The organism is Pseudomonas sp. ABC1 (assembly GCF_013395055.1).
In the GTDB taxonomy this organism is placed as follows: Bacteria; Pseudomonadota; Gammaproteobacteria; order Pseudomonadales; family Pseudomonadaceae; genus Stutzerimonas.
In genome coordinates this window covers 3574032-3595718 of the sequence record NZ_CP058349.1, presented here as the reverse complement: position 1 = coordinate 3595718, position 21687 = coordinate 3574032, and the positions used below count along the sequence as shown (strand labels likewise).

The following is a 21687-nucleotide window of genomic DNA, read 5'->3' as shown; positions in this document are numbered from 1 at the left end:
GATCGATCAGAGCTGCTGTGTCACGAAGGACAGCATCTGGTCGGCAGTGGAGATCACCTTGGAGTTCATTTCGTAGGCGCGCTGGGTGGTGATCATGTTGACCATCTCCTCCACCACGCTGACGTTGGAGTTCTCCAGGGTGTTCTGCAGGACAGTGCCCAGGCCATTCAGGCCGGGCGTACTGATCTGCGGCGCCCCGCTGGCGGCAGTTTCGAGGAACAGGTTGTTCCCCATGGCCTGCAGGCCGGCAGGGTTGATGAAGTCGGCGGTCTGGAGATTGCCGATGATCTGCGGCTGGGCATTGCCGAGCGTCGTGACGGAAACCGTGCCGTCCTCACCGACCGTGAACGTCTGCGTCTCCGCCGGCACGACGATGGCCGGCTCCAGCGCATAGCCATTGGAGGTCACGACCTGCCCATCGGCATTCAGGTGGAAACTGCCATCGCGCGAGTAGGAAATAGTGCCGTCAGGCAGCAGGATCTGGAAGAAACCCCGGCCATTGACCGCCATGTCCAGCGGCTGCTCGGTGGTCTGCAGGCTGCCTGTGGTGAACTGCTTCTGCGTGCCCACGATACGGACACCGGTACCCAGTTGCAGGCCAGACGGCAATTCGCTGTCCTGGCTGGACTGCCCGCCGGGCTGACGACGGATCTGGTAGAGCAGGTCCTGGAATTCGGCACGGTCTTTCTTGAAGCCCGTGGTCGAGACGTTGGCCAGGTTGTTGGAGATCGTGGTCAGGTTCATGTCCTGAGCCGACAGACCGGTCTTGCTCACCCACAGTGCTGGAAGCATGGTTTCTCCTCGTACGCCGTAAAGCAGGCGCTACGCTGGTGATTAGCTGATTTGCAGGACACGCGCCATGGCGGCGGCATCGTCTTCGGCTGTGCGCATCATCTTCACGTGAAGCTCGAACTGACGCGCAAGCGCCAGCATGGATGTCATTTCGGCCACCGCATTGACGTTGCTCGTCTCAAGAAAGCCCGAGACCACCCGGACATTCGCGTCGGCCTCGACCGGCGGCAGTCCATCTTTCATGCGGATCATGCCGTCGGTGCCTTTTTCCATCTGCGCCAGTTCGGGATTGACCAGCTTCAGGCGGTCCACGACGACCACGACATTGGGATCTTCCCCAAGGGCACGCACGCTGATGGTGCCGTCCTGGCCGATCTCGACCTTCTGCTCGGGCGGAACCGCCACTGGCCCGGCATTCCCCATCACAGGCGAACCATCGGGAGTGCGCAGCATGCCAAGGGCATCGATCTTCAAGCTGCCGGTGCGCACGTAGGCTTCGCTTCCATCCGCGGCCTGAATGGCCAGCCAGCCCTCACCCTCGACGGCCACGTCCAGCTCACGACCGGTCTCTTGCAACGTGCCCGGGGTAAAGTCAGTGGCAGGCCGCTCACTCATCGCATAGACGCGCGCCGGAAAACTGTCACCGAAAACCTGCATGGAGCGGGCCTGCTCGAAATCCCGACGGAACCCCGTCGTGGAGATATTCGCCAAGTTGTTGGCATGCGCCTGCTGGGCCAGCGCATTCTGGCTAGCCCCCGTCATGGCTACATAAAGCAGTTTGTCCATCGAAACCTCCGGAACACGAGATTGACGCCAAGCGTTCGATGAGCATGACAAAGCAAGCGGCGTGCCAGCCTGATCAATTACTGAACACCGCCATAGCCCGCACATACAGCCCGGACATGACAAAGGCCCTTTCGGGCCTTCCGGTGAAACAGCGGCAACGCCTTGCCACCCATGGCAAACGATCGACCCCGGCACGGGCGCCTATGAAAGCCCCCGTGACAGACCGAGGGCAATCACTGCCCCAGCGTCAGCACCTTCTGCAACATGGTCTTGGCCGTGTTCATCAATTCGGCATTGGTCTGGAACGAGCGGCTCGCCGAAATCATGTCGGCCATTTCCTCGACCACATTGACATTCGGGTAGTAGACATAGCCATTCTCATCGGCTGCCGGATGACTCGGCTCATAACGGGCCTGGAGCTCGCCCTGATCCTCGATCACACCCAGCACCTGGACACCGACGCCCGCATCGTCCTGGTTGGCGAACAGGGACTGGTTCGGCTGCCCATTGGCCTGCTGGAACACCGTCGCGAACACCGGATGGCGCGCGCGGTAAGTCTGGTCGACGCTGGACGACACCGTCTCGGCGTTGGCGATATTGCTGGAGATGGTATTGAGGCGAGTGCTCTGGGCACTCATGCCGCTACCAGCGATATTGAAGACATTACTCAGTGACATGGATGCACTCCTTAATTCGCGCCACGCAGGTTATTCGCCACGCAGGGCGCTCATCAGCCCTTTGAACTTACTGTTCAGCAGCGTGAAGCTTGCCTGAAAGTCGATGGCGTTCTGGGCATAGTTGGACTGCTCGATCTGGACATCGACAGTGTTCTGGTCAAGAGAAGGCTGGTGAGGCGTGCGGAAACGCAGCGAAGGATCGGCGATCTCCAGCCCTTGTGCCTCGATATGGCGTTCGCTGGTGCGCGCAGCGTTGAACGCGCCCTGCCCAGCGGAAGCCTGCTGCGCCTCAAGGACACTGGAGAATTCGATATCCCGCGCCTTGTAGTTGGGCGTATCGGCGTTGGCGATATTGTTGCTCAGCACCTCTGCGCGCTGCGCGCGGAAGCCCAAAGCCTTTTCATGAAGCCCCAATGCCTTGTCGAAACTGATACTCATGACCTGCCTGCCGAATGCGAGCCTGTTTCCACAGGGCCAAGCAAAGGACATGCCACACAAGTAACAGATTGATTTTGAAAGGGTTTTATCCAGAACAGAACATAAGCAGCGTCAAGGCACCCACTTTCAACCCTGGTTCAGATGGCCAAAAACGCCCAAGGCGACAGTTTTCTGCCGCCTGCCGGGACTCAGCGCGCCTTGTAGATGATCCCCGGACTGCATTGCACCATCTGGTACAACTCCGGCAGGCCGTTGAGCGCCTCGGAAGCTCCCAGGAACAGGTAGCCGCCGGGCCTGAGCGTGGCATGAATGCGCTTGAGGATGTCCTTCTTCACATCCGCCGAGAAGTAGATCAGCACGTTCCGGCAGAACACGACATCGAACTTGCCCAGTGCGGCATAGCTGTCGAGCAGGTTCAGCACGCGGAATTCGACACGGCTGCGAACAGCCTGCTTGACCGCCCAGCGCCCCGGCGTCACCACATCGAAATAACGCTGCAAGCGCTCGGGCGAAAGCCCACGGGCGATGGCAAGGCTGTCGTACTCCGCCGCCTTGCAGGCGGCCAGCATGGTCGGCGACAGCTCCGTCGCGACGATCTGGGCCGCAACCTTCGGCTGACTGGGGTTGCTGCGTTCGTACTCATCGATGCTCATCGACAGCGAATACGGCTCCTGCCCCGACGAACAGGCCGCCGACCAGATACGCAGGCGCCCGCCCGACAGCTTGAGCATCTCCGGAAGCACCTTGCCCTTGAGCACCTCGAAGGGATAGGTATCGCGAAACCACAGGGTCTCGTTCGTGGTCATCGCATCCACGACCAGCTCGCGCAAACCACTGCGAGGCTGGCTCTGAATCGCCTTGAGCAATTCGCCCAGGCTCTTGAAACTGTGTTGCGCCATCAGCTTGTTCAGCCGACTGGACACCAGGTACTGCTTATTGCTTCCCAGGAGAATGCCGCACGACTTCTCCAGGAAAATGCGGAACTGTTCGAAATCCAGATCGCCCGACACTAATAAAGCCTCGCCAAATCAACTACCAGAGAGGTCACTTCAGTTTCCCTCAGCACCACGAATACGCTCTATGACACGCTCAGCCAGCCCATCGGGCTGGAACTTGGCAAGAAAATCATCCGCCCCCACACGCTTGACCATCGTCTGGTTGAACACACCGGAAAGCGAAGTATGCAGCAGAATATGCAGATCCTGCATACGTGGATCATGGCGGATCTCGGTCGTCAGCGTATAACCATCCATTTCCGGCATCTCGATGTCCGAGATCAGCATCAGGAACTCACTGGACGGCCTGCGCCCCTCCTCCACCATCGCCTTGAGGTAATCGAGCGCCTGGCGACCATCGTTGAGCGCCACCACTTCGAGCCCGATGTTCTGCAGGCAGCGGATGATCTGTTTGCGCGCCACCGAAGAGTCATCGACGATCAGAATGCGAAACTGCGCCGCTTTCTGCTGGTCGTCCGCCTTCACGATATCCGGCGACACCTCTTCGGACAGCGGTGCGACTTCGGCCAGGATCTTCTCCACATCGATGATCTCGACCAGTTGCCCATCGACATGGGTTACCGCCGTCAGGTAGTGATCACGCCCGGCTCCGCGCGGCGGCGGCAGGATATCCGCCCAGTTCAGATTGACGATGCGCTCGACCGAATGCACCAGGAATCCGAGCGTCTTGTTGTTGTATTCGGCGATGATGGCGAACCCCGTCTTCAGGTCCGCTTGCCTGCCACGCCCGGTGGCCAGGGAAAGATCGAGAATCGGCAGGGTATTGCCACGAATGCTCGCCACGCCGCGTACGACCGGACTGGACTTCGGCAGTATCGTCAGGTGCGGGCACTGCAGAACCTCACGCACCTTGAACACATTGATGCCATACAACTGCCCGGCATCCAGGCGAAACAGCAACAGTTCCAGGCGATTCTGCCCCACGAGCTGGGTACGCTGGTTAACCGAATCCAATACACCGGCCATGCCAGTCTTCCTCTTGAACGTGCACGATCACGAAAGGCGCCCAACCAACAGCCGGCACGCCCCTTGCTTGGCTGAGCGTCATGAACACTCTGATGACTTTTTTCCGACGCGCCACAAAAACAGTGCCTGGCGCCCTTCTTTTACCGGTTTCGCTGATGCTGAGCCAGCCTGTCGAAGCTGACTCGACGACGCGACCACAGCAGCTTATCGACGCGACCCAGGAATTTCTTGAGCAGTCCGTGACGGACTATCTGCAACAAAACCAGATCAGCGGCCGCCATGAAGTCGTCGTCAACCGACTAGACCCTCGATTGCGCCTGGCATTATGCGATATTCCGCTGAGCAGCAGACAGGAAAGTTCTCAGCCAATAGGCCGGGTCACCGTACGCGTCAGTTGTGAAGGCTCAAGCCCCTGGTCGGTCTTCGTGCCAGCACAGGTTCGCCTTTTTCGCGACGTAATCGTGACCCGCCGCCCTTTGCAGCGGGATACAATCCTCGCCGAAGCGGATGTCAGCCTGATAGAGCGGGATGTCGGCGTCCTGACCCAGGGCTACATGACCGACCTGGAGCAAGTGATCGGCACCCGACTGACACGCAACACACTGAACAACCAGGTGCTGACGCCAGCACAGATCAACCAGGTCGAGGTCATACGCAAGGGCGACCAGGTCGTGATCAACGCGAAAGGCTCGACACTCAACGTCAGGATGACGGGCGTAGCCCTCGCCGATGGCGCCCCCGGTACACAGATACGAGTAAAAAACTCGAACTCAGGCCGTACGATCAAGGCCAGAGTGACAGGACCGGGACAGGTAGAAGTGGATATGTAAGCAAGCGACATGATGAAGAGCACGTCGCTCCGGGAAATAAAAGTTAAAGTTTGCCGCAAAATTGCCGAGAAACTGGCAAGCGTCCAGATTTCATCGAGGTTTGCATCATGGTCATCGAATTCAATCGTCCAGGCGGAACACCAACGCCAGCGAGTTCCCGCAACAATAATGTCCAGGTTCAGGAGCGCACCAGCAGCGCTCAGCCCCAGGACGACAACAAGGTAGGCACGGTTGCACAGAGCAGCGGAGAAAGCGTACAACTCAGCGCTCAAGCACAACGCCTGCAACAAGCCAGCGAAAAGCTGAGCGAGCAGCCCAGCGTGGATGAGCAGCGCGTAGCCCAATTGAAGCAGGCAATCGCAGATGGCAGCTATCAGGTCGACAGCCAACGCGTAGCCAGCAAACTGATCGCATTCGAATCCCAGAGCTGATCGCAAGATTCAGCTCTGCCGGACGCCTGAGCCAGAGCCCATGATGCAAGACGCCGATCTTCTGCAACAACTTGTCGACGACACCAGCAGCGCCCAACGACTGCTTGAGTTGACGGAACGGGAATTCCTCGCCCTGTCCGAACGCGACCTGCAAACGCTCGAAAGCATACTGACCAGCAAACAACCACTGCTGGCACTGCTCACCCAACACGCCGAAGCGCGTCGCCTGCTACTGGCCAAGCACGGCCTGGAAGCCGATAAAAGCGGACTCCAGCACTTCGCCAGCAAACAGTCAGATGGCGAATCCATACTCGAGCAGGCAGCGACTCTGGAAGCCCTGCTGACCGACTGCAAGACCGCCAATCAACGCAACGGTCAACTGATCCAGGCCAATCGCTCAGCAGTCGGCGACATGCTGTCGATCCTGCGAGGCAGCAGCGCACCGACCAACCTCTATAATAGCCGTGGCGGAGCGACCCGATCCGCCGCCCAGCAGCGCCCACTCAGCCAAGCCTGACGACGCGCCCAGCAGACCAGAGGCTGGGCGCCTTTTGTGCCGGAGAGCAGTTCAACGTGTCCAACCCCTTTTTCGACGAGCAAGGCCCACAGCCACCCAAGGTTCTCAGCACCCCACTGGAAATCCATGCGCACCTTCGCTCGCTTCTGGAAAATCGCTCCCCGCTGCTGATCCGCTTCGCCAACCGCTCGACGCGCTACCAGAGTTACCTGATAGAAATAAACCGCGAGAAAGGCTGGATGGCCCTCGACGAGCTCATTCCGACAGACGCCCAGGCCCTGGTCGAAGCCGGAGAAAGCTTTCACGTCGAGAGCCTGCTGGACGGCGTGCGCACGACCTGGGAGAGCCATCCGCCGTTCTACAAGAGCGAAATGGACAACGCCCCCTGCTACTGGACCTCGATACCCAGCGAGATCAACCACCACCAGCGCCGCAATGCCTACCGGGCACAACTGATCGGCCCCTCGAACGCCAAGGCGGCACTGAGCGGCAAGCCGCTCAGCATCATCCTCGAAGGCTCACTGCTGGACATGTCCGCCACGGGCTGCAAGCTGAGTGTCAAAGGCGACATGCGCGAGCGCCTGCAGACTGGCCAGGTCTACGACCAACTGATCGCCCAGCTTCCTTTTGGCAGGGTTGAAACCGCAGTAGAACTGCGCCATGTGATATTCGACGAAAAGCTCGACACCACCTTCTGCGGACTGCGCTTCCACCAGATCAGTGGGCTGCTGCAACGCCAGATCGAACGCTTCGTCTATCAGCTGCAACGTGAATCTCGCAGAGAGAACGAATAGTCACAGCCTCCCCACGCTCAAGCCGGTATCCGGCCGGCCGCAGACGGGGCGGCCCGCCGGAGCGCTGCCACGACCAATCCACACGAAGCCACGGCGACTGAACACTGGTATCCCAGATAGCAGAACGGCTGATACGTCATAAGCGAAAGTGGCGTCCCCAACTGGATTCGAACCAGTATCTAGCCCTTAGGAGGGGCTTGTTCTATCCATTGAACTATGGAGACGCAAGGAGAAGTCCGTCACCTCGAACAGAGGCCTGGACAATGAGTCGGGTAGGAACCGGCCATTGCTGGCCGATTCCCCCCTAAGAACCGTACGTGCGTCTTTCAACGCATACGGCTCAAGCCTCTACAAAGCCCCCGAAGGGGCCGGCTTGTTCACTGTCAACCCACGAGCATGAAGCTGCTGGTGACAACCAGGGTGCAATAATACCCGGTTCTCCAAGGTGTCTCCACCGCCTTGTGAGCGATAGATGACGTGATGGTCGTGCCATCCCGTTTCCCTGGTGATCGGTTGCTTGCAAAGCAGACACAGCCCATTTTGACTACGGTACAGGCTCATGATCTGCGTCCGGTACTTCAGCTTTTTCAGCATCCGCGCCATTCGCAGGTTTTCGCCCATTTCCTCCATGGAGGGATCGAAGGGATTGTATTCCCCGCTCACCTTTCTGTGCCGCTCGATCGGCGTACTCGCCAGCGAGTACAACACGACCTCCCGTTTGCTCCCGCTTTCCCCTGCTACCGTGGTGGCAAACACCCAACTTCTTTCGCCAAGGGTCCGGAAATACTTCTTCCGGACCCATTGCAGCGATTTGTTCGGGTGCCGCCGTTTTGCCCAACGCCAGAGTTTTAGAAACACTCTGTTGTCCATACGGCTGTACGCCTGCTTGGCCACCACTGGCTGGTGATACAGCGCCCAGCCCCGCAGCATCGGGTTCAGCTTTCGGATCATGTCCTCTTGCTTGGCCGTCTTGCTGCTCTCGATGACTTCCTTGACCTTGCCATAGAACGCCTTGACGTTCTTCTTGCTCGGCTTGATCAGGAGCTTCCCTTGGTACTTGCGGAAGTTCCATCCCAGAAAGTCGAAGCCTTTGTCTATGTGGACGATCTGCGTTTTCTCGGGTGACAACCGCAGCCCGCGTGTCGCCAGGAACTGCTCTATCCAAGGCTTGACTTCATTCTCCAGCACCTCCGGGGAGGCACCCGTGATTACGAAGTCATCTGCATACCGCACCACATTGACTTTCAGCTTCTTGGCCTTGGTCACGCCCAAATACTGCTTGAGCTGCGCTTCCAGGCCATCGAGGACCATGTTTGCCAAGGTTGGCGAGATAATCCCGCCTTGTGGCGTACCAGCATCCGTTGCCTGTAGCTGACCTTTATGGATCACACCGGCTTTCAGCCATTTCCGAAGGATCACCTTGTCCGTCGGGACGTTGGCGATCAACCAGTCATGGTTGATGTGGTCGAAGCACCCTTGTATATCCGCCTCCAGCACCCATCGGGCCGAGGTCCTTTGAGACAGGCAGACGAATAACTGCGCCATCGCATCCGCCGTCGAGCGTTCGATCCTGAAGCCGTAGCTGTTCGGATCGCCCGTGGTTTCTGCGATGGGCGCCAGCGCCAGCAGGTAGAGCGCCTGCATGGCCCTGTCGGTCATGGTCGGGATACCCAGGGGGCGTTCCTTCCCATTCGACTTCGGAATGAACACACGCCGTAAAGGCCGTGGCTGGTATCTGCGCCGCTTCAAACCCTTTGCCGCTTTCCATTTGGCGTCAGGTGTATCCCAGAGCACGCGGTCGACTCCCGCCGTGCGCTTACCCTGGTTTTCAGTGACTCGTCGTACGGCTAGAAATCTGGCCGACTTCGAGCGGGTCAACATCCGTTGCAGAGCTTTCACCCTGCGCCATCTGCCTTCCCGACAAGCCTTCGCAATCCGCACCTGCATTCCCCGGACGTTCCGCTGCACTCGACACCAGTCGATGTCGTGCCACTGCTGCGGTACGCCGGAAAGCGCAGGCCCGGCCAGTTGGCTGAGCGCTATCATGCTGCTTTCCTCTCACGATGGTTGAGACCACCCCGAACGGAGGCACACGTACTCCCTGACGGGAACGTGTTCCCGCCAGAGTTGGTCAAGTTGAGGCTCACTGACGCCGAGCCTTTGGATTATTGAGTCAGGGTCAATCAGGGATCATGCGACGAAAGACCACGCAGAAGTCTGCCCGGTTTCCCGTGGGGTAATGTCCCAACCCCTATCCCGGCAATTACAGCCCGGCATTCGCTTTCTCTGCGATCCCATACCCGCACCGCCAACAGCTCGCCTTGCGGCTTGCCTGCCACATGGGCAGCGATACGGGCTTACCACGTTCCCTGCCTGTCACACGACTGGGTTAGGGCCTGCCTTTTCACCGGAGGTCCTCATGGCGACGTATTTCCAGTCCAAACGGAAATAGCCAACCTCATACCTTTTGGTTCAAGCCTGTCAGCAGTTTTGGCTTGTTAATGCTGACGGTGTTTATCAGCAGTTCACTTGCGTTACCCAATACCAGCCAGCCTAGCGCCTCGACCCGGTACTGCTCCGAGCGTCTACGGCCTGCCTCACGGCAGAACCGCACCCTGTTGGGGGCTACATTGTCGGGAAAGCTTCAAACCCCACCGTTACCAGTGACGCCTGTTTCCCTAGGCTACCGTTGGTCGCACAACGAGTCCGCTGCCACCCCATACTGGCGATGGTTGGACAATGACAGACAGAGCTTTCGCTCATGTCTCCGTTTGGAAGGAAAGACGAGGACCATTACCTGGGTACACGTCTTTATATTTGTGACCTCCTGTTTCAAAATGATGCAGGAGGCACCCCCAGCGGGGGAAGCGTCCCCGCGTGGGTGGATGTGAAGTGGGCTATCCAGAACAGTTACTGCTGGTTCTGCGGTCGCGCTTCCGATAGCTGAAACGACCTTGGGTCTGCCACCGCCGCTGCGGCAAGTCCTTGTAGGCATTGGACTTCTGGGTTGGTTTTGATTCTTGGGGATGGATACCCAAGCATTCGATTTCCTTGCGGAAATCCTCCAAGCTGACCTTACAGCTTGAAGTTTGGAGACACGCTACGCGTGTCGCACTTGGACGCGCATTCTAGCCACCCCACCAGACCTTGTCATGCCCCATCGGAAAAATTCGCCGGGGACGCATAATGCACGACCGGCAACAGCCAGATCGTGCAGAAGCCATGAAAATAAAAGCGGCCCCGCTATAAACCCTCGATTATTCAGGCCCTTCAGTCGAATCATCAACGGGCACGACACTTGCTATAACCCTTCCGGCACAAGCAAAAGCTACGAAAAGACTGACGCCCGAATACCTAACACGGGGGAGAGCAATGATGTCCAGACTCGCCATGACACTCCTGATCCTGACCGCAGGTTTTGCCCTGGCGGCAAGCTTCGCACCTGAAACATCGGGAGCCTGGAAAATCATCGGACAAATTGGCGCCGGCATAAGTGGCACAGGCTTTCTCATCGCCCTGCTCGCCGGCAGAAAAATCAAGTTCGATCCAGTTTTGCGCTGAACCATACCGGGTAAAACGCAACGCTCGACAGGGAGAGAATCCAACCTCATATAAACAGGGCAGCAGGGTCTTCTGATCCGTATCGACCGGCGCCCTCTGAGTATGTTTGTTTTTCTTCCCCCTCCCTACAGTGCAACCGTCATGCGACCCAAGTCGCCCCCATTGCCTGTAAGGTTACCTCGATGCAAAGCGCTGCTCCCCATCCAGCCTACAACTACAAGGTTGTGCGCCAGTTCATCCTGATGACGATCGTCTGGGGTGTACTGGGCATGTGTACCGGCGTTCTGATCGCCGCACAACTCGTATGGCCTGAGCTCAACTTCGATACTCCCTGGCTCAGTTTCGGTCGACTTAGACCGCTGCATACCAGCCTGGTGATATTCGGGTTTGCCGGCAGCGCCCAGTTCGCCGCCAGCTACTACGCGGTACAGCGTACCTGCCAGGCACGCCTGTTCTCTGACGGGTTGGCCGCCTTCACCTTCTGGGGCTGGCAGGCAACCATCGTGATCATGCTGGTGACCCTGCCCATGGGCCTGACCACCACCAAGGAATACGCCGAGATCGAATTCACTGGCGCCGTATGGATGGCCATCGTCTGGATAGCCTACGGTATCGTCTTCTTCACCACGGTGACACACCGGCAGACACCGCACATCTATGTCGGCAACTGGTTCTTTGGCGCCTTCATTCTGGTCATCGCCATGCTCCACGTGATCAACCACTTATCCATTCCGGTGAGCTGGTTCAAATCCTACTCGGTGTACTCCGGTGCGACCGACGCCATGGTCCAGTGGTGGTACGGCCACAATGCCGTGGGCTTCTTCCTGACCACCGGCTTCCTCGGCATGATGTATTACTTCGTGCCCAAGCAGGCTGACCGCCCGGTCTACTCCTACCGCCTCTCCATCGTGCATTTCTGGGCGCTGATCACCCTGTACATCTGGGCCGGCCCGCACCACCTGCACTACACCGCACTGCCTGACTGGGCACAGACCCTCGGCATGGTGATGTCGATCATCCTCCTGGCACCGAGCTGGGGCGGCATGATCAACGGCATGATGACCCTCTCGGGCGCCTGGCATAAGCTGCGCACCGACCCGATCCTGCGCTTCCTGGTGGTGTCCCTGGCCTTCTACGGCATGTCCACCTTCGAAGGCCCGATGATGGCGATCAAGACCGTCAACGCCCTCTCCCACTACACCGACTGGACCATCGGCCACGTGCACGCCGGCGCCCTCGGCTGGGTGGCGATGATCACCATCGGCGCCCTGTACCACCTGATTCCGAAAGTCTTCGCACGCGAGCAGATGCACAGCATCGGCCTGATCAACGCGCACTTCTGGCTGGCCACCATCGGTACCGTGCTCTACATCGCTTCGATGTGGGTCAACGGCATCACCCAGGGCCTGATGTGGCGCGCAGTCAACGACGACGGCACCCTGACCTACTCCTTTGTCGAAGCGCTGGAAGCCAGCCACCCCGGCCTGGTTGTACGCTTGATCGGAGGGCTGTGCTTTCTCGCAGGCATGCTGCTGATGGCCGTGAATACCTGGCAGACCCTGCGCAATCGCCAGGTGGATCAAACGCAACCCAGCAGCACCGCCCATGCCAGTTGATATCTGGTGGCTGGTTGCCGTTGCGATATTCTATCTCGGCGTCCAGCTTAGCCTGGGCCGCAGCAGCCAACGCGACCTCGATGAAGCCACCATGCTGCCGTTCGCAGACGACCCCGAAGTGGCTCACCGGGTAGAGCGGGAGACCGGGCGCAGCACCCGTGGCTGCCCTTGCCCAGGTCGCTGCAATAGGCAATGCCCTCACTGCAGCGACCTGGAAGCCTAGGCGAAACGAAACACTGGCGAGCAAACCGGCTCGACACGCGAACCACAACCTTGCGGTCAGTGCCCCCTCGGGTGGACAAGGTGACATCCACTCACCCGCCGCAAGAGATGGGGCACATCAATCATGTCAAGCGAGCAACCTCGACCCAACGTCAGTGATCGCATCAGGACGCTCAACTCGACGCGCTTGCAGGCAGGCTGAGCTCGACACAGAAGCCTCCCGACTCTCGGTTGCGAAAACGCATCAGGCCACCTAACTGCTGAACAATCATGCCCACTATCGCCAACCCCAAACCGGCACCTTGCGGGTTGCCTTCACTATGGAAGCGCGCACCCAGCCGGTGCAGCCGTGCCGCATCGACACCTGCCCCCTGATCCAATACTTGCAAGTGCACCTGATCGCCTGATTGGCGGATGCGCACGCTCACCTCATCGCCTGAGCGCGAAAACCTCAAGGCGTTACTGATCAGGTTTTGCATCAGGATAGTGATCAAGCCAGGCTCGCCATCCACCATGACCGACTCATCGGCATCGAGCACCAGCTCGATCTGCTGGTCCAGAGCCAGTGGTGCAAGATCCGCCAGTTCCTCGCGCACCGACACCGTCAGATCGAGGCAGTGCAAATTGCCAAAGCGCGCCTCCAGCCGTGCCATTGTCAGCAACTGGCTGGAAATACGGGTGGCACGCACAACACCCTGATGCAGAAACCCCAACGCCTCTTCACGCTCTTCGGGGTTCTTCGCCTGCTGCATGTTACGCACATGAATGTCGAGAATCGCCAGCGGAGTGCGCAGCTCATGAGCGGCATCAGCGATAAATCGGCGCTCGCGCTCAAGCAGCGCACTCAACTGGCTGAGCACATCATTGAGAGCATCCCGCATGGGCTGCAGCTCAGCCGGCAGCGGCCCAGGCGCCAAGGGTTCCAAAGCGTGTGCGGGTCGATTGCGCAGCTGCTGCGCCATGCGCTGGAGCGGTCGCAGCCCCCAGCCCAGCAGTAACCAAATGAACACGGCGAGCAACGGCAAGCAGACCAATGTGGGCAGCAAGGTGTGCTGGAGAATCTGTTGAATCAAATCCTGGCGCAAATCCTCACGTTCGCCGACCCAGATACGCAAGCCTTGCCTGCCGTCCTCGAGCAGCACACCACACCACTCCTGGCCATCGAGGAAAAATTCGTGGATACCAGGCGACGGCGGGCTATCCAAGGCAGGCGCCTGCTCGGAACGCATCAGTAAGTCACCGTCCCGGGACCAGACCTGAAACGCCAGGTTGATCTCGTAGGGATGAGAGAAAATCCCTTCTGCGGAGCGATCCATGGCGCCGTCTACCGCAGTGCGAATAAAGCGCCAGTCGATCTGCTCCAGCGGCTGCTGCTGCAGCAGTCCCTGTATAAGCCGCGCGGCCTGTACCAGTTGAGCGTCGTAGACAGCCTCGGTCTGTCGGTAACTGTCGCGCATGGCAAGCAGAACCAGAGCCAAGCTGCCAAACAGTACCAGCGCGATGGTTGGTGCAAGAATGCGTGCCCTGATCGAGTTCAACACGGCAATTCCACCCGATAACCGACTCCACGTATGGTGCGAATCTGTTCACTGCCGAGTTTCTTGCGCAGATTATGAATAAGCACTTCCAGCGTGTTACCCGAGCCGCTGTCCTGCCAGCCATATAGAGCATTGTTCAACCGCTCGCGGGTGACGACCATGCCGGGACGAATCATCAGTTGGTGAAGCAGTTGGTACTCCATGGGCGTCATGCTGACTGGTTGACCATGAAAGTGCACCTGTTGAGCCGCAGGATTCAGACTGATGCCGGCAAACTCCAGCAACGGCTGCGCCCTGCCCTGGCTACGCCGCAGCAACGCACGAATGCGCGCCTTCAGCTCATCCGGATCGAAGGGCTTGATCAGATAGTCATCGGCCCCCGCGTCCAGCCCCTGGACTCGGTCATCCATGGCATCACGGGCAGTCAGCACCAACACTGGCACCGCGTTTTCACTCTGGCTGCGTAACTCGCGCAGCAACGCCATACCGTCCAGTCGCGGCAGGCCGAGATCCAGCAGCACCAGATCGAACGACTCGCAACGCAACGCATGGGAGGCCTCAAGACCATCCTCCAACCAGTCCAGCGTATAGCCTTCGCCACGCAGGGCTACGCGAATCCCACGAGCCAAGGCTCGATCATCCTCAATCAGCAAGACACGCACGCGAAACACCTCTGCGGACTACGGCGAACACCATCATGCGCTGCCGCTGCGGCAACCAGAAACGCCAGATGTTACCGAGGTTTGCGCACTAAGACTTCCTTAAGCTTCGTGTCGCAACGTGGGCTTTCCCATCAAAGGAGATCTCTCATGCGCCGTTTCCTGTTACTCGCCTCATTACTCACCAGCCCCTATGCGCTGGCAGCCACCGAATGCACCACCGCTGACAAATCGACCTGGCAGGACCCCGAGCGTTTCCAGGCACAACTCAAGGAGCAGGGCTACCAGATCAACAAATTCAAGATAACAAAAGGTAATTGCTACGAGATCTATGGTTTCGACAAGGACAAACGCAAGGTCGAGATTTATCACGACCCCGTCAGCGGCAAAGCGGTCAAGACCAAGGTTCAGGACTGACCCAAATGGCGACGATAAAACTCTGGGACCCGTTGATCCGCCTGTTCCACCTCTCGGTTGCCGGGGTTTTCGTCGCCAACTATTTCTTTACCGAAGCGGGTGAAGACTGGCACACCTGGCTGGGCTACTACGCGGCAGCCTGGCTGAGCGTACGGCTGATATGGGGCTTTATCGGCCCACGCAGTGCGCGTTGGAGCGATTTCTGGCCAACACCAGCACGCCTACGTACGCACGCGTCCGCTCTATTGCACAAGCGCCCTTTTCACCGACCGGGTCACTCGCCACTGGGGGCTCTGGTGATGACACTGATGATGGTCTGCATGGCGATCCTTGCCCTGAGCGGTTTCCTGATGCAGGAAGTGGACGCGCTGTGGGGGGCGGACTGGCCGCTCTGGATTCATACGTGGACGTCTGAAGGCCTCATGGTCCTGGTGGCGATCCACGTCAGTGCAGCACTGCTCGAAAGCTGGCGCTTGAGTGAGAACCTGCCGCTATCGATGATCACTGGCAAACGCCGACAACACCCCGAACAACACTGATACCTCCCCAGGAAAAACCATGTTGCGCGATCTTGCATATCTCCCCGCAGAGTCGGCGTTCCGCCCCTGGCTGAACCTGTTGGTCCTGACCAGCCTCAGTTGTCTGTTGCTGCTGGTCGACGACTTTCTGCAGCAACTCTACACCTCGAACAACCGGGCCGAAGTCGAGCTGGGGTACGTCCTGGTCCTCTGGTTGTTCAGTGCAGCACTATGGCTTTGCAACCTGCGCTGGCTAAGCGCAACGGTTCTGCTCCTGTTCGCGGGCATGCAATTGATGCAACTGGCCAATATCAGCTTCTTCGGCGAGCCACTGACAGCCATCGACATCCAATCCCTGATCAACGATCAGGCCGAAGTACGCCTGGCCGTATTTGCCAGCTTTTCACAGCACTGGCAGAGCCTGCTTTGTGTCGCACTACCCTACACCCTGCTGCTGGCGTTGCACTTATATATGCCCAGGCATATCACGCTGCCGCAAAGCCGCTGGGCACTGCTGCTGATTGCCGTAGTGCTGCTCGCCAAACCCTATCGAGCGACCTATCGCAATATCGACTCATTCGCCGTCAGTCCCAGCCGAAGCGCCTTGCACAACAGCCTCAATGCTTTCTCTGCCTGGTCGGTGCGCCTCGCCTTCACGCCAGACATCGAACTGCCAGCATCGCCTTTCCAGCCTTACCAGCTCTCCAGCATTCCCAGTAATGCCAGGCATGTCTGGCTAGTGGTAGCCGATTCGCTGCGCAGCGACCGCATGGGCGTATTTGGCTACGAGCGTGATACCACACCACGTCTGGATCAGTATCTGGACGGGCACCCCAGCGCCTTCGCGCGCCCTGGAATTGCCGCTGGCGTAGCGACGGACGTCAGCCTGCCTTACCTGATCAATCCGATTCGCGAGCCCGGCATGGATCACCTATTACGGACCGGCCATATCAACCTGTTCCGCTTCGCCAAAGAAGCAGGCTTTCGCACACATTGGATTTCATCTCAGGAGTCCAAGTTGCTCGCTAACCTGGGCAGCCGCTACATGGACATATCCATTACGCGAGAAGATCATCCGGTGCGCTTTCTCAAGCGCCAGGATCGTGCAGTACTGGATATTCTCGACCAGCAACAATGGGCCGAACGCAACTTCGTAGTGCTGAATCTACGCACCGCACACCTGCCCTATGCCGACAACTACCGGCATGAGCCAAACATGGAACAATGGAATGCCAGTGGACCGAACGGCCAAAGCAACGCCTATGACAATTCAGTTCGCTACCTGGACAGTTTGCTGGAAGAGGTAGTCGCGGACTTCGATAAGCTGGAGGGTGAGCGCTACTTGATCATCACTGGCGACCACGGGCAGCGCCTTGGCGAAAATGGTCGCTGGGGGCACAACGACCTAGTGCCAGAAGTCAGTGACATTCCTTTTATCGTCATCGGCCGCGATGCCCGCGCCAGCACGCTGGAGGCCTTGTCTGCCGAACGCTGGATCAGCCATTACGAGGCTGGCAAATGGCTGGCGGCACGGCTAGGCACCCGGATCGAAAACCCCAACCTTAGACCCGACGAACACTTCTTTCACGGCAAACTACTCTTCACCGACAACTTCATCCAACGCATCTGCGAAACGCCAGTCGGGCTGGTACACCAGGCGCCACAGCAACTGAGCATATTGATGAAAGAGGCTGATACGCCTGCTTGTTGAGTACGCGGGCGTATGTTCATGTCACTCACGGATGAGGTCGGCTCAGCAACCAATGCGCACTGACGACCACCCGGATTTCGTGTACTGATTTATGTACTGATCCGGCGTGGTTGGCAGTGGATTTCAGCAGATTTCGCTGGATGCTCCACAAGGAGAAAACCCTGTGGAATCAAGGCACTGTAGACGTTGGTGGCTGTCTGCAGCTTAAGAATTGGAGCGGGAAACGAGACTCGAACTCGCGACCCCGACCTTGGCAAGGTCGTGCTCTACCAACTGAGCTATTCCCGCTTGACGACATGCTTTCCATAACTGGAAAGTGGCGTCCCCTAGGGGACTCGAACCCCTGTTACCGCCGTGAAAGGGCGGTGTCCTAGGCCACTAGACGAAGGGGACATTACCCTGGAAAACTTAATTTCCGCACTCTTCAGCTTGATCGCCTTAGGCTTCATGCTGCGAGTGGCGCGCATTCTAGGGGGGCATCGGAAGCTCGTCAAGCGCCAATGTGATTTTTTTATCAACCACCCTCAAGCGCACTCAGCGAGCTATCAGCTTGCAACTCAAGACACTACACTCCATCAGGATAAACACACTATCAACGGTACTCCGCAGTGTCCCCACTTCTCATTGCCGGCCTGGTGTTAGCAGCCCTGTTCCTCCTGATCCTGATTGGCTATGCCAGTCAACTCATGGAAAAGCGCAGCCTCGAGAAAGCAAGGCTCCGCGCCGATCTCAAGGAGCGGATGAAACGCTGCTCCGAACTGAATGCCAGCCTTCCAGGCCAACTCATGAGCCCGGCACTGAAGCGGCTTCTATACAAGATCGAGCTGAACGCTGGCGAACGCATGCAAGCGCTGGAGAAACCTCAACGCCAGCCGAGCGAACGCCTCCAGGCACTGCATGAAATACTTCGACAAGGTGAAGAGGTGCCGGTGGAAAACCCACCCGCTCACCTGGTGACCGAAGAGCAGACCAAGGCAGCCCGAGAAATGCTCGAGAGCGTGCACGCCCAGATCATCCATGCCACCAAGGAAAACACCATCACGCGCGATGAGGCACGGCACTGGACGAAAGAAATCAAGAAGATGCTGGTCATGCTCTATATCGACTACTTCAACGCCATGGGTGCGCAAGCACTTCAACAAAGGCAATTCCAGAAGGCACGCCTGGCCTTCGAACGTGGCGTGCAGTACATCCGCAAGCAACCTGACGCAGCCCAGTACAGCACCCAACTCCGGCAGCTACAGGAAAGGATCGCGCTGGCCGACAGCCAGGCACAAGGACAGCAGCCCACCGAACCCGAGGTCAGTGAGCTGAGCGAAGGAATGAAAAGCTTCAGTGATGACGATCTTTGGAAGAAAAAGAATATCTACTGAGGCAACAACCGCTGCCCAACCCATTGCCGGGCGTACTGGTAAGCGCAACGCCCGTTGCGATTGCCGCGCGCGGTTGCCCAGCGGATCGCATCCTTTTCCAGCTCTTCGTTCCAATCCCAGTCGAGCGCTGATTGCCGGGCGAGTATGCCGACCCAATGCCGCACGACATCCAGGTAATGCTCCTGGCTGAACGGGTAGAAGGAAAGCCAGAGACCAAAGCGATCCGACAACGCGATCTTGTCCTCCACTGCCTCGTTCGGGTGCAACTCGCCATCCACCATCTGCCAGTTGTCGTTGTCGCTCTGCTTTTCCGGCACGAGGTGTCGACGGTTGGAGGTGGCATACAGCAGCACATTGTCCGGCGCTCGCTCCAGTGAGCCATCCAGAACGCTTTTCAACACCCGGTAGTCGCCCTCTCCCGCTTCGAAGGAGAGATCGTCACAAAACACGACGAAACGGTACGGCAACGTGACCAGGTGCTCGACCATGCGCGGCAGGTCGGCCAGGTGATCCCTTTCGATCTCGATCAGGCGCAGCCCGCGGGGCGCATATTCACCGAGCAACGCACGAATCAGCGACGACTTGCCCGTTCCCCGTGCGCCCCACAGCAAGGCGTGGTTCGCCGGCAATCCATCGACGAATTGCCGCGTGTTGTGCCCCAGCAGCAGGCGCTGCCGATCGATACCCAGCAGATCATCCAGTTTCAGGTCCAACTGGACATCCAGTCCGAGCAGATAGCCACCCGAGGAATCCCGCAGCCAGCGCGCGGCCATGCTGCGCTCCCAATCCACCGGCTCACGCCGGACCGGCAGCAACGGCTCCAGACGCTCCAGCAGGACATCCACGCGTTTAATGAAAGCTTTCAGCTCGGCATCCATCGACTACCCCACAAGCGTACAAGTTCGTGACGAAACATTTCACAGGCCCGCCTTTGTACAGAGCGACCCGTGGCAATGCAATTCGATCAGGAGGGTTCGAGCACCAGCGCAACGGAATTGATGCAATAACGCAACCCTGTCGGCTCCGGGCCATCGGGGAACACATGTCCGAGGTGCGCATCGCAACCCGAGCACTTGATCTCGATGCGAAACATGCCATGGCTGAAGTCGTCCTTGCGCACCAGCGCGCTTTCGTCGACCGGCTGAAAATAACTCGGCCAGCCACAGCCGGAATCGAACTTGGCCTGGGAGGAGAACAGCGCCTGCCCACAGCAGACGCAATGGTAGACACCCTCGGTCTTGCAGCCATTGTAGCGACCGCTGAAGGCACGCTCGGTGGCCCCCAGTCGGCAGACCTGAAACTGTGCCTCGTCAAGCTCGTCACGCCACGCCTCGAGGCTCTTCTCTAACTTGTCCATGGATACACCCATCAAAGGAAAAAAGCCTTATCTGTACCTTTCCCGGCTACAAGGCCGGACGTATGATGCGTTCCTTCTTCGACGCCTAGTCTGGCAGCGGTTGCACGTCACTGCCAAGGCGCCTGGTTTGCCAGCGTTGCCAGCGCAACGCCTCCACGTCGGGACACTCAGGATCATGCAGGTCACCAAATCTAACAAACTCGCCAACGTCTGCTACGACATCCGCGGGCCAGTCCTCAAACATGCCAAGCGCCTGGAAGAGGAAGGACATCGCATCCTCAAGCTGAATATCGGCAACCCGGCGCCGTTCGGCTTCGAGGCACCCGAGGAAATCCTGCAGGACGTGATCCGCAACCTGCCGACGGCGCAAGGCTACAGCGACTCGAAAGGCCTGTTCAGCGCCCGCAAGGCGATCATGCAGTATTGCCAGCAGAAGCAGATCGAAGGCGTCGGCATCGAGGACATCTACCTCGGCAACGGCGTATCCGAGCTGATCGTCATGTCCATGCAGGCCCTGCTCAACAATGGCGATGAAGTACTGATCCCGGCGCCGGATTACCCCCTATGGACGGCCGCCGTCAGCCTTTCCGGTGGCAAGCCGGTGCATTACCTGTGCGACGAACAAGCCAACTGGTGGCCTGACCTGCAGGACATCAAGTCCAAGATCACGCCCAACACCAAGGCGCTGGTGCTGATCAACCCGAACAACCCCACCGGTGCGGTCTACCCGAAAGAAGTGCTGGAAGGCATCGTCGAACTGGCCCGCCAGCACAATCTGGTGCTGTTCTCCGACGAGATCTACGACAAGATCCTCTATGACGGCGCCACCCACATTTCCACCGCGTCGCTGGCGCCGGACGTGCTCTGCCTGACCTTCAACGGCCTGTCGAAGTCCTACCGGGTGGCCGGATTCCGCTCGGGCTGGTTGATCATCTCCGGTCCAAAACACAAGGCCCGCAGCTATATCGAAGGGCTGGATATCCTTTCCAACATGCGCCTGTGCGCCAACGTGCCGGCCCAGCATGCCATCCAGACCGCCCTCGGCGGCTACCAGAGCATCAACGACCTGGTACTGCCACCGGGCCGCCTGCTGGAGCAGCGCAACCGCACCTGGGAACTGCTGAACGACATCCCCGGTGTCAGTTGCGTCAAGCCAATGGGCGCGCTCTATGCGTTCCCACGGATCGACCCGAAAATCTGTCCGATCCACAACGACGAGAAATTCGTGCTCGACCTGCTGCTGTCGGAAAAACTGCTAATCGTCCAGGGCACCGCCTTCAACTGGCCGTGGCCGGATCACTTCCGCGTCGTCACCCTGCCCCGCGTGGATGATCTTGAACAGGCCATCAAGCGCATCGGCAGCTTCCTGAAAGGCTACCGCCAGTAAAACCGGCCAGGGCACCCGCATACCGGCCCTGCAAGCAGGGAAACGTCATTCGGCGTTTCCCTGCCGTCTCCGACACTCGCC

The 21687-nt window shown here is 58.7% G+C and carries 23 protein-coding genes and 3 tRNA genes; 12 read left to right on the top strand and 14 right to left on the bottom strand.

Annotated elements, in window-relative coordinates; translation table 11 throughout:
- Positions 1-6 precede the first annotated feature (6 nt).
- The 6 genes from flgG to HW090_RS15785 all read right to left on the bottom strand — a co-directional run bounded on the left by flgG (position 7) and on the right by HW090_RS15785 (position 4675).
- Positions 7-792, bottom strand: a complete 786-nt coding sequence (gene flgG / locus HW090_RS15810) for a flagellar basal-body rod protein FlgG (RefSeq protein WP_179114423.1) — start codon at positions 790-792, stop codon at positions 7-9.
- A 42-nt stretch (positions 793-834) separates the two neighbouring features.
- Positions 835-1578 (bottom strand): flagellar basal body rod protein FlgF, encoded by a 744-nt coding sequence (locus HW090_RS15805; protein WP_179114422.1) that lies wholly within the window; start codon positions 1576-1578, stop codon positions 835-837.
- Positions 1579-1811: 233 nt separating this feature from the next.
- The gene (flgC, locus tag HW090_RS15800) at positions 1812-2255 is read right to left on the bottom strand and encodes a flagellar basal body rod protein FlgC (RefSeq protein ID WP_179114421.1); all 444 of its coding nucleotides are present in this window, start codon (positions 2253-2255) and stop codon (positions 1812-1814) included.
- A 30-nt stretch (positions 2256-2285) separates the two neighbouring features.
- Positions 2286-2693: a flagellar basal body rod protein FlgB gene (flgB, locus tag HW090_RS15795; RefSeq protein ID WP_179114420.1), complete on the bottom strand. Its 408-nt coding sequence runs from the start codon at positions 2691-2693 to the stop codon at positions 2286-2288.
- A gap of 188 nt (positions 2694-2881) precedes the next feature.
- Positions 2882-3703 carry a protein-glutamate O-methyltransferase CheR gene (locus HW090_RS15790; RefSeq protein WP_179114419.1) on the bottom strand — a complete coding sequence of 274 codons (822 nt, stop codon included), beginning with the start codon at positions 3701-3703 and terminating at the stop codon, positions 2882-2884.
- A 39-nt stretch (positions 3704-3742) separates the two neighbouring features.
- A complete protein-coding gene (locus HW090_RS15785) occupies positions 3743-4675 on the bottom strand; it encodes a chemotaxis protein CheV (protein WP_179114418.1) in 933 nt (310 codons plus the stop codon).
- Between the two features lie 80 nt (positions 4676-4755).
- On the opposite strand from HW090_RS15785, the gene flgA reads away from it, so the two are divergent.
- From flgA to HW090_RS15765, 4 genes are all read left to right on the top strand, one after another.
- On the top strand, positions 4756-5505 hold the full coding sequence (gene flgA / locus HW090_RS15780; protein WP_179114417.1) for a flagellar basal body P-ring formation chaperone FlgA: 750 nt from the start codon (positions 4756-4758) through the stop codon (positions 5503-5505).
- Positions 5506-5612: 107 nt separating this feature from the next.
- Positions 5613-5936, top strand: a complete 324-nt coding sequence (gene flgM, locus HW090_RS15775; protein ID WP_179114416.1) for a flagellar biosynthesis anti-sigma factor FlgM — start codon at positions 5613-5615, stop codon at positions 5934-5936.
- A gap of 40 nt (positions 5937-5976) precedes the next feature.
- The gene (locus tag HW090_RS15770) at positions 5977-6453 is read left to right on the top strand and encodes a flagella synthesis protein FlgN (protein ID WP_373416352.1); all 477 of its coding nucleotides are present in this window, start codon (positions 5977-5979) and stop codon (positions 6451-6453) included.
- A 56-nt stretch (positions 6454-6509) separates the two neighbouring features.
- A complete protein-coding gene (locus HW090_RS15765; protein ID WP_179114415.1) occupies positions 6510-7247 on the top strand; it encodes a flagellar brake protein in 738 nt (245 codons plus the stop codon).
- Between the two features lie 149 nt (positions 7248-7396).
- On the opposite strand, the gene HW090_RS15760 is transcribed toward HW090_RS15765, so the two are convergent.
- Both HW090_RS15760 and ltrA read right to left on the bottom strand, forming a co-directional pair.
- Positions 7397-7471: transfer RNA gene (locus tag HW090_RS15760), tRNA-Arg, on the bottom strand.
- Positions 7472-7595: 124 nt separating this feature from the next.
- A complete protein-coding gene (gene ltrA / locus HW090_RS15755) occupies positions 7596-9293 on the bottom strand; it encodes a group II intron reverse transcriptase/maturase (RefSeq protein ID WP_179114414.1) in 1698 nt (565 codons plus the stop codon).
- A gap of 1329 nt (positions 9294-10622) precedes the next feature.
- Between ltrA and HW090_RS15750 the strand changes: the two genes are divergently transcribed.
- The 3 genes from HW090_RS15750 (at position 10623) to HW090_RS15740 (ending at position 12647) form a co-directional block, all read left to right on the top strand.
- Positions 10623-10808 carry a PA3371 family protein gene (locus HW090_RS15750; protein WP_179114413.1) on the top strand — a complete coding sequence of 62 codons (186 nt, stop codon included), beginning with the start codon at positions 10623-10625 and terminating at the stop codon, positions 10806-10808.
- A 182-nt stretch (positions 10809-10990) separates the two neighbouring features.
- The gene (gene ccoN, locus HW090_RS15745) at positions 10991-12424 is read left to right on the top strand and encodes a cytochrome-c oxidase, cbb3-type subunit I (RefSeq protein ID WP_179114412.1); all 1434 of its coding nucleotides are present in this window, start codon (positions 10991-10993) and stop codon (positions 12422-12424) included.
- Positions 12414-12647 carry a cbb3-type cytochrome c oxidase subunit 3 gene (locus HW090_RS15740; RefSeq protein ID WP_179114411.1) on the top strand — a complete coding sequence of 78 codons (234 nt, stop codon included), beginning with the start codon at positions 12414-12416 and terminating at the stop codon, positions 12645-12647. Before ccoN ends, HW090_RS15740 begins: the two co-directional genes overlap by 11 nt.
- Before the next feature lie 172 nt (positions 12648-12819).
- Here HW090_RS15740 and HW090_RS15735 read toward each other — a convergent pair whose 3' ends face one another.
- Both HW090_RS15735 and HW090_RS15730 read right to left on the bottom strand, forming a co-directional pair.
- On the bottom strand, positions 12820-14184 hold the full coding sequence (locus HW090_RS15735) for an ATP-binding protein (RefSeq protein ID WP_179114935.1): 1365 nt from the start codon (positions 14182-14184) through the stop codon (positions 12820-12822).
- Positions 14181-14846 (bottom strand): response regulator, encoded by a 666-nt coding sequence (locus HW090_RS15730; RefSeq protein WP_179114410.1) that lies wholly within the window; start codon positions 14844-14846, stop codon positions 14181-14183. The genes HW090_RS15735 and HW090_RS15730 overlap by 4 nt, the downstream gene beginning before the upstream one ends.
- A 147-nt stretch (positions 14847-14993) precedes the next feature.
- Between HW090_RS15730 and HW090_RS15725 the strand changes: the two genes are divergently transcribed.
- Genes HW090_RS15725 through HW090_RS15715 form a run of 3 tightly spaced genes read left to right on the top strand, consistent with a single transcriptional unit; the run spans position 14994 to position 17489 of the window.
- The gene (locus tag HW090_RS15725; RefSeq protein WP_179114409.1) at positions 14994-15260 is read left to right on the top strand and encodes a PepSY domain-containing protein; all 267 of its coding nucleotides are present in this window, start codon (positions 14994-14996) and stop codon (positions 15258-15260) included.
- A 5-nt stretch (positions 15261-15265) separates the two neighbouring features.
- Complete coding sequence (locus HW090_RS15720; RefSeq protein WP_179114408.1) at positions 15266-15799, top strand: cytochrome b/b6 domain-containing protein; 534 nt, start codon at positions 15266-15268, stop codon at positions 15797-15799.
- A gap of 19 nt (positions 15800-15818) precedes the next feature.
- Complete coding sequence (locus tag HW090_RS15715; protein WP_179114407.1) at positions 15819-17489, top strand: phosphoethanolamine transferase; 1671 nt, start codon at positions 15819-15821, stop codon at positions 17487-17489.
- Positions 17490-17701: 212 nt separating this feature from the next.
- On the opposite strand, the gene HW090_RS15710 is transcribed toward HW090_RS15715, so the two are convergent.
- Positions 17702-17777 (bottom strand) — tRNA-Gly (locus HW090_RS15710).
- Between the two features lie 29 nt (positions 17778-17806).
- Positions 17807-17882, bottom strand: a tRNA-Glu gene (locus HW090_RS15705).
- A 215-nt stretch (positions 17883-18097) separates the two neighbouring features.
- On the opposite strand from HW090_RS15705, the gene HW090_RS15700 reads away from it, so the two are divergent.
- Positions 18098-18862 (top strand): hypothetical protein, encoded by a 765-nt coding sequence (locus HW090_RS15700; RefSeq protein WP_179114406.1) that lies wholly within the window; start codon positions 18098-18100, stop codon positions 18860-18862.
- On the opposite strand, the gene HW090_RS15695 is transcribed toward HW090_RS15700, so the two are convergent.
- Together HW090_RS15695 and msrB are read right to left on the bottom strand one after the other, a co-directional pair.
- Positions 18856-19740 (bottom strand): ATP-binding protein, encoded by an 885-nt coding sequence (locus HW090_RS15695; protein WP_179114405.1) that lies wholly within the window; start codon positions 19738-19740, stop codon positions 18856-18858. The two genes, HW090_RS15700 and HW090_RS15695, sit on opposite strands and share 7 nt — an antisense overlap.
- An 86-nt stretch (positions 19741-19826) precedes the next feature.
- Positions 19827-20219: a peptide-methionine (R)-S-oxide reductase MsrB gene (gene msrB, locus HW090_RS15690; RefSeq protein ID WP_179114404.1), complete on the bottom strand. Its 393-nt coding sequence runs from the start codon at positions 20217-20219 to the stop codon at positions 19827-19829.
- A 175-nt stretch (positions 20220-20394) separates the two neighbouring features.
- Between msrB and HW090_RS15685 the strand changes: the two genes are divergently transcribed.
- A complete protein-coding gene (locus tag HW090_RS15685; protein WP_179114403.1) occupies positions 20395-21606 on the top strand; it encodes a pyridoxal phosphate-dependent aminotransferase in 1212 nt (403 codons plus the stop codon).
- The last annotated feature ends 81 nt before the right edge of the window (positions 21607-21687 follow it).

Coding starts and splice junctions, on each gene's coding strand:
- flgG (WP_179114423.1), bottom strand. CDS start 792: ATGCTTCCAGCACTGTGGGTGAGCAAGACCGGTCTGTCGGCTCAGGAC.
- HW090_RS15805 (WP_179114422.1), bottom strand. CDS start 1,578: ATGGACAAACTGCTTTATGTAGCCATGACGGGGGCTAGCCAGAATGCG.
- flgC (WP_179114421.1), bottom strand. CDS start 2,255: ATGTCACTGAGTAATGTCTTCAATATCGCTGGTAGCGGCATGAGTGCC.
- flgB (WP_179114420.1), bottom strand. CDS start 2,693: ATGAGTATCAGTTTCGACAAGGCATTGGGGCTTCATGAAAAGGCTTTG.
- HW090_RS15785 (WP_179114418.1), bottom strand. CDS start 4,675: ATGGCCGGTGTATTGGATTCGGTTAACCAGCGTACCCAGCTCGTGGGG.
- flgA (WP_179114417.1), top strand. CDS start 4,756: ATGAACACTCTGATGACTTTTTTCCGACGCGCCACAAAAACAGTGCCT.
- flgM (WP_179114416.1), top strand. CDS start 5,613: ATGGTCATCGAATTCAATCGTCCAGGCGGAACACCAACGCCAGCGAGT.
- HW090_RS15770 (WP_373416352.1), top strand. CDS start 5,977: ATGATGCAAGACGCCGATCTTCTGCAACAACTTGTCGACGACACCAGC.
- ltrA (WP_179114414.1), bottom strand. CDS start 9,293: ATGATAGCGCTCAGCCAACTGGCCGGGCCTGCGCTTTCCGGCGTACCG.
- HW090_RS15750 (WP_179114413.1), top strand. CDS start 10,623: ATGTCCAGACTCGCCATGACACTCCTGATCCTGACCGCAGGTTTTGCC.
- ccoN (WP_179114412.1), top strand. CDS start 10,991: ATGCAAAGCGCTGCTCCCCATCCAGCCTACAACTACAAGGTTGTGCGC.
- HW090_RS15740 (WP_179114411.1), top strand. CDS start 12,414: ATGCCAGTTGATATCTGGTGGCTGGTTGCCGTTGCGATATTCTATCTC.
- HW090_RS15725 (WP_179114409.1), top strand. CDS start 14,994: ATGCGCCGTTTCCTGTTACTCGCCTCATTACTCACCAGCCCCTATGCG.
- HW090_RS15720 (WP_179114408.1), top strand. CDS start 15,266: ATGGCGACGATAAAACTCTGGGACCCGTTGATCCGCCTGTTCCACCTC.
- HW090_RS15715 (WP_179114407.1), top strand. CDS start 15,819: ATGTTGCGCGATCTTGCATATCTCCCCGCAGAGTCGGCGTTCCGCCCC.
- HW090_RS15695 (WP_179114405.1), bottom strand. CDS start 19,740: ATGGATGCCGAGCTGAAAGCTTTCATTAAACGCGTGGATGTCCTGCTG.
- msrB (WP_179114404.1), bottom strand. CDS start 20,219: ATGGACAAGTTAGAGAAGAGCCTCGAGGCGTGGCGTGACGAGCTTGAC.
- HW090_RS15685 (WP_179114403.1), top strand. CDS start 20,395: ATGCAGGTCACCAAATCTAACAAACTCGCCAACGTCTGCTACGACATC.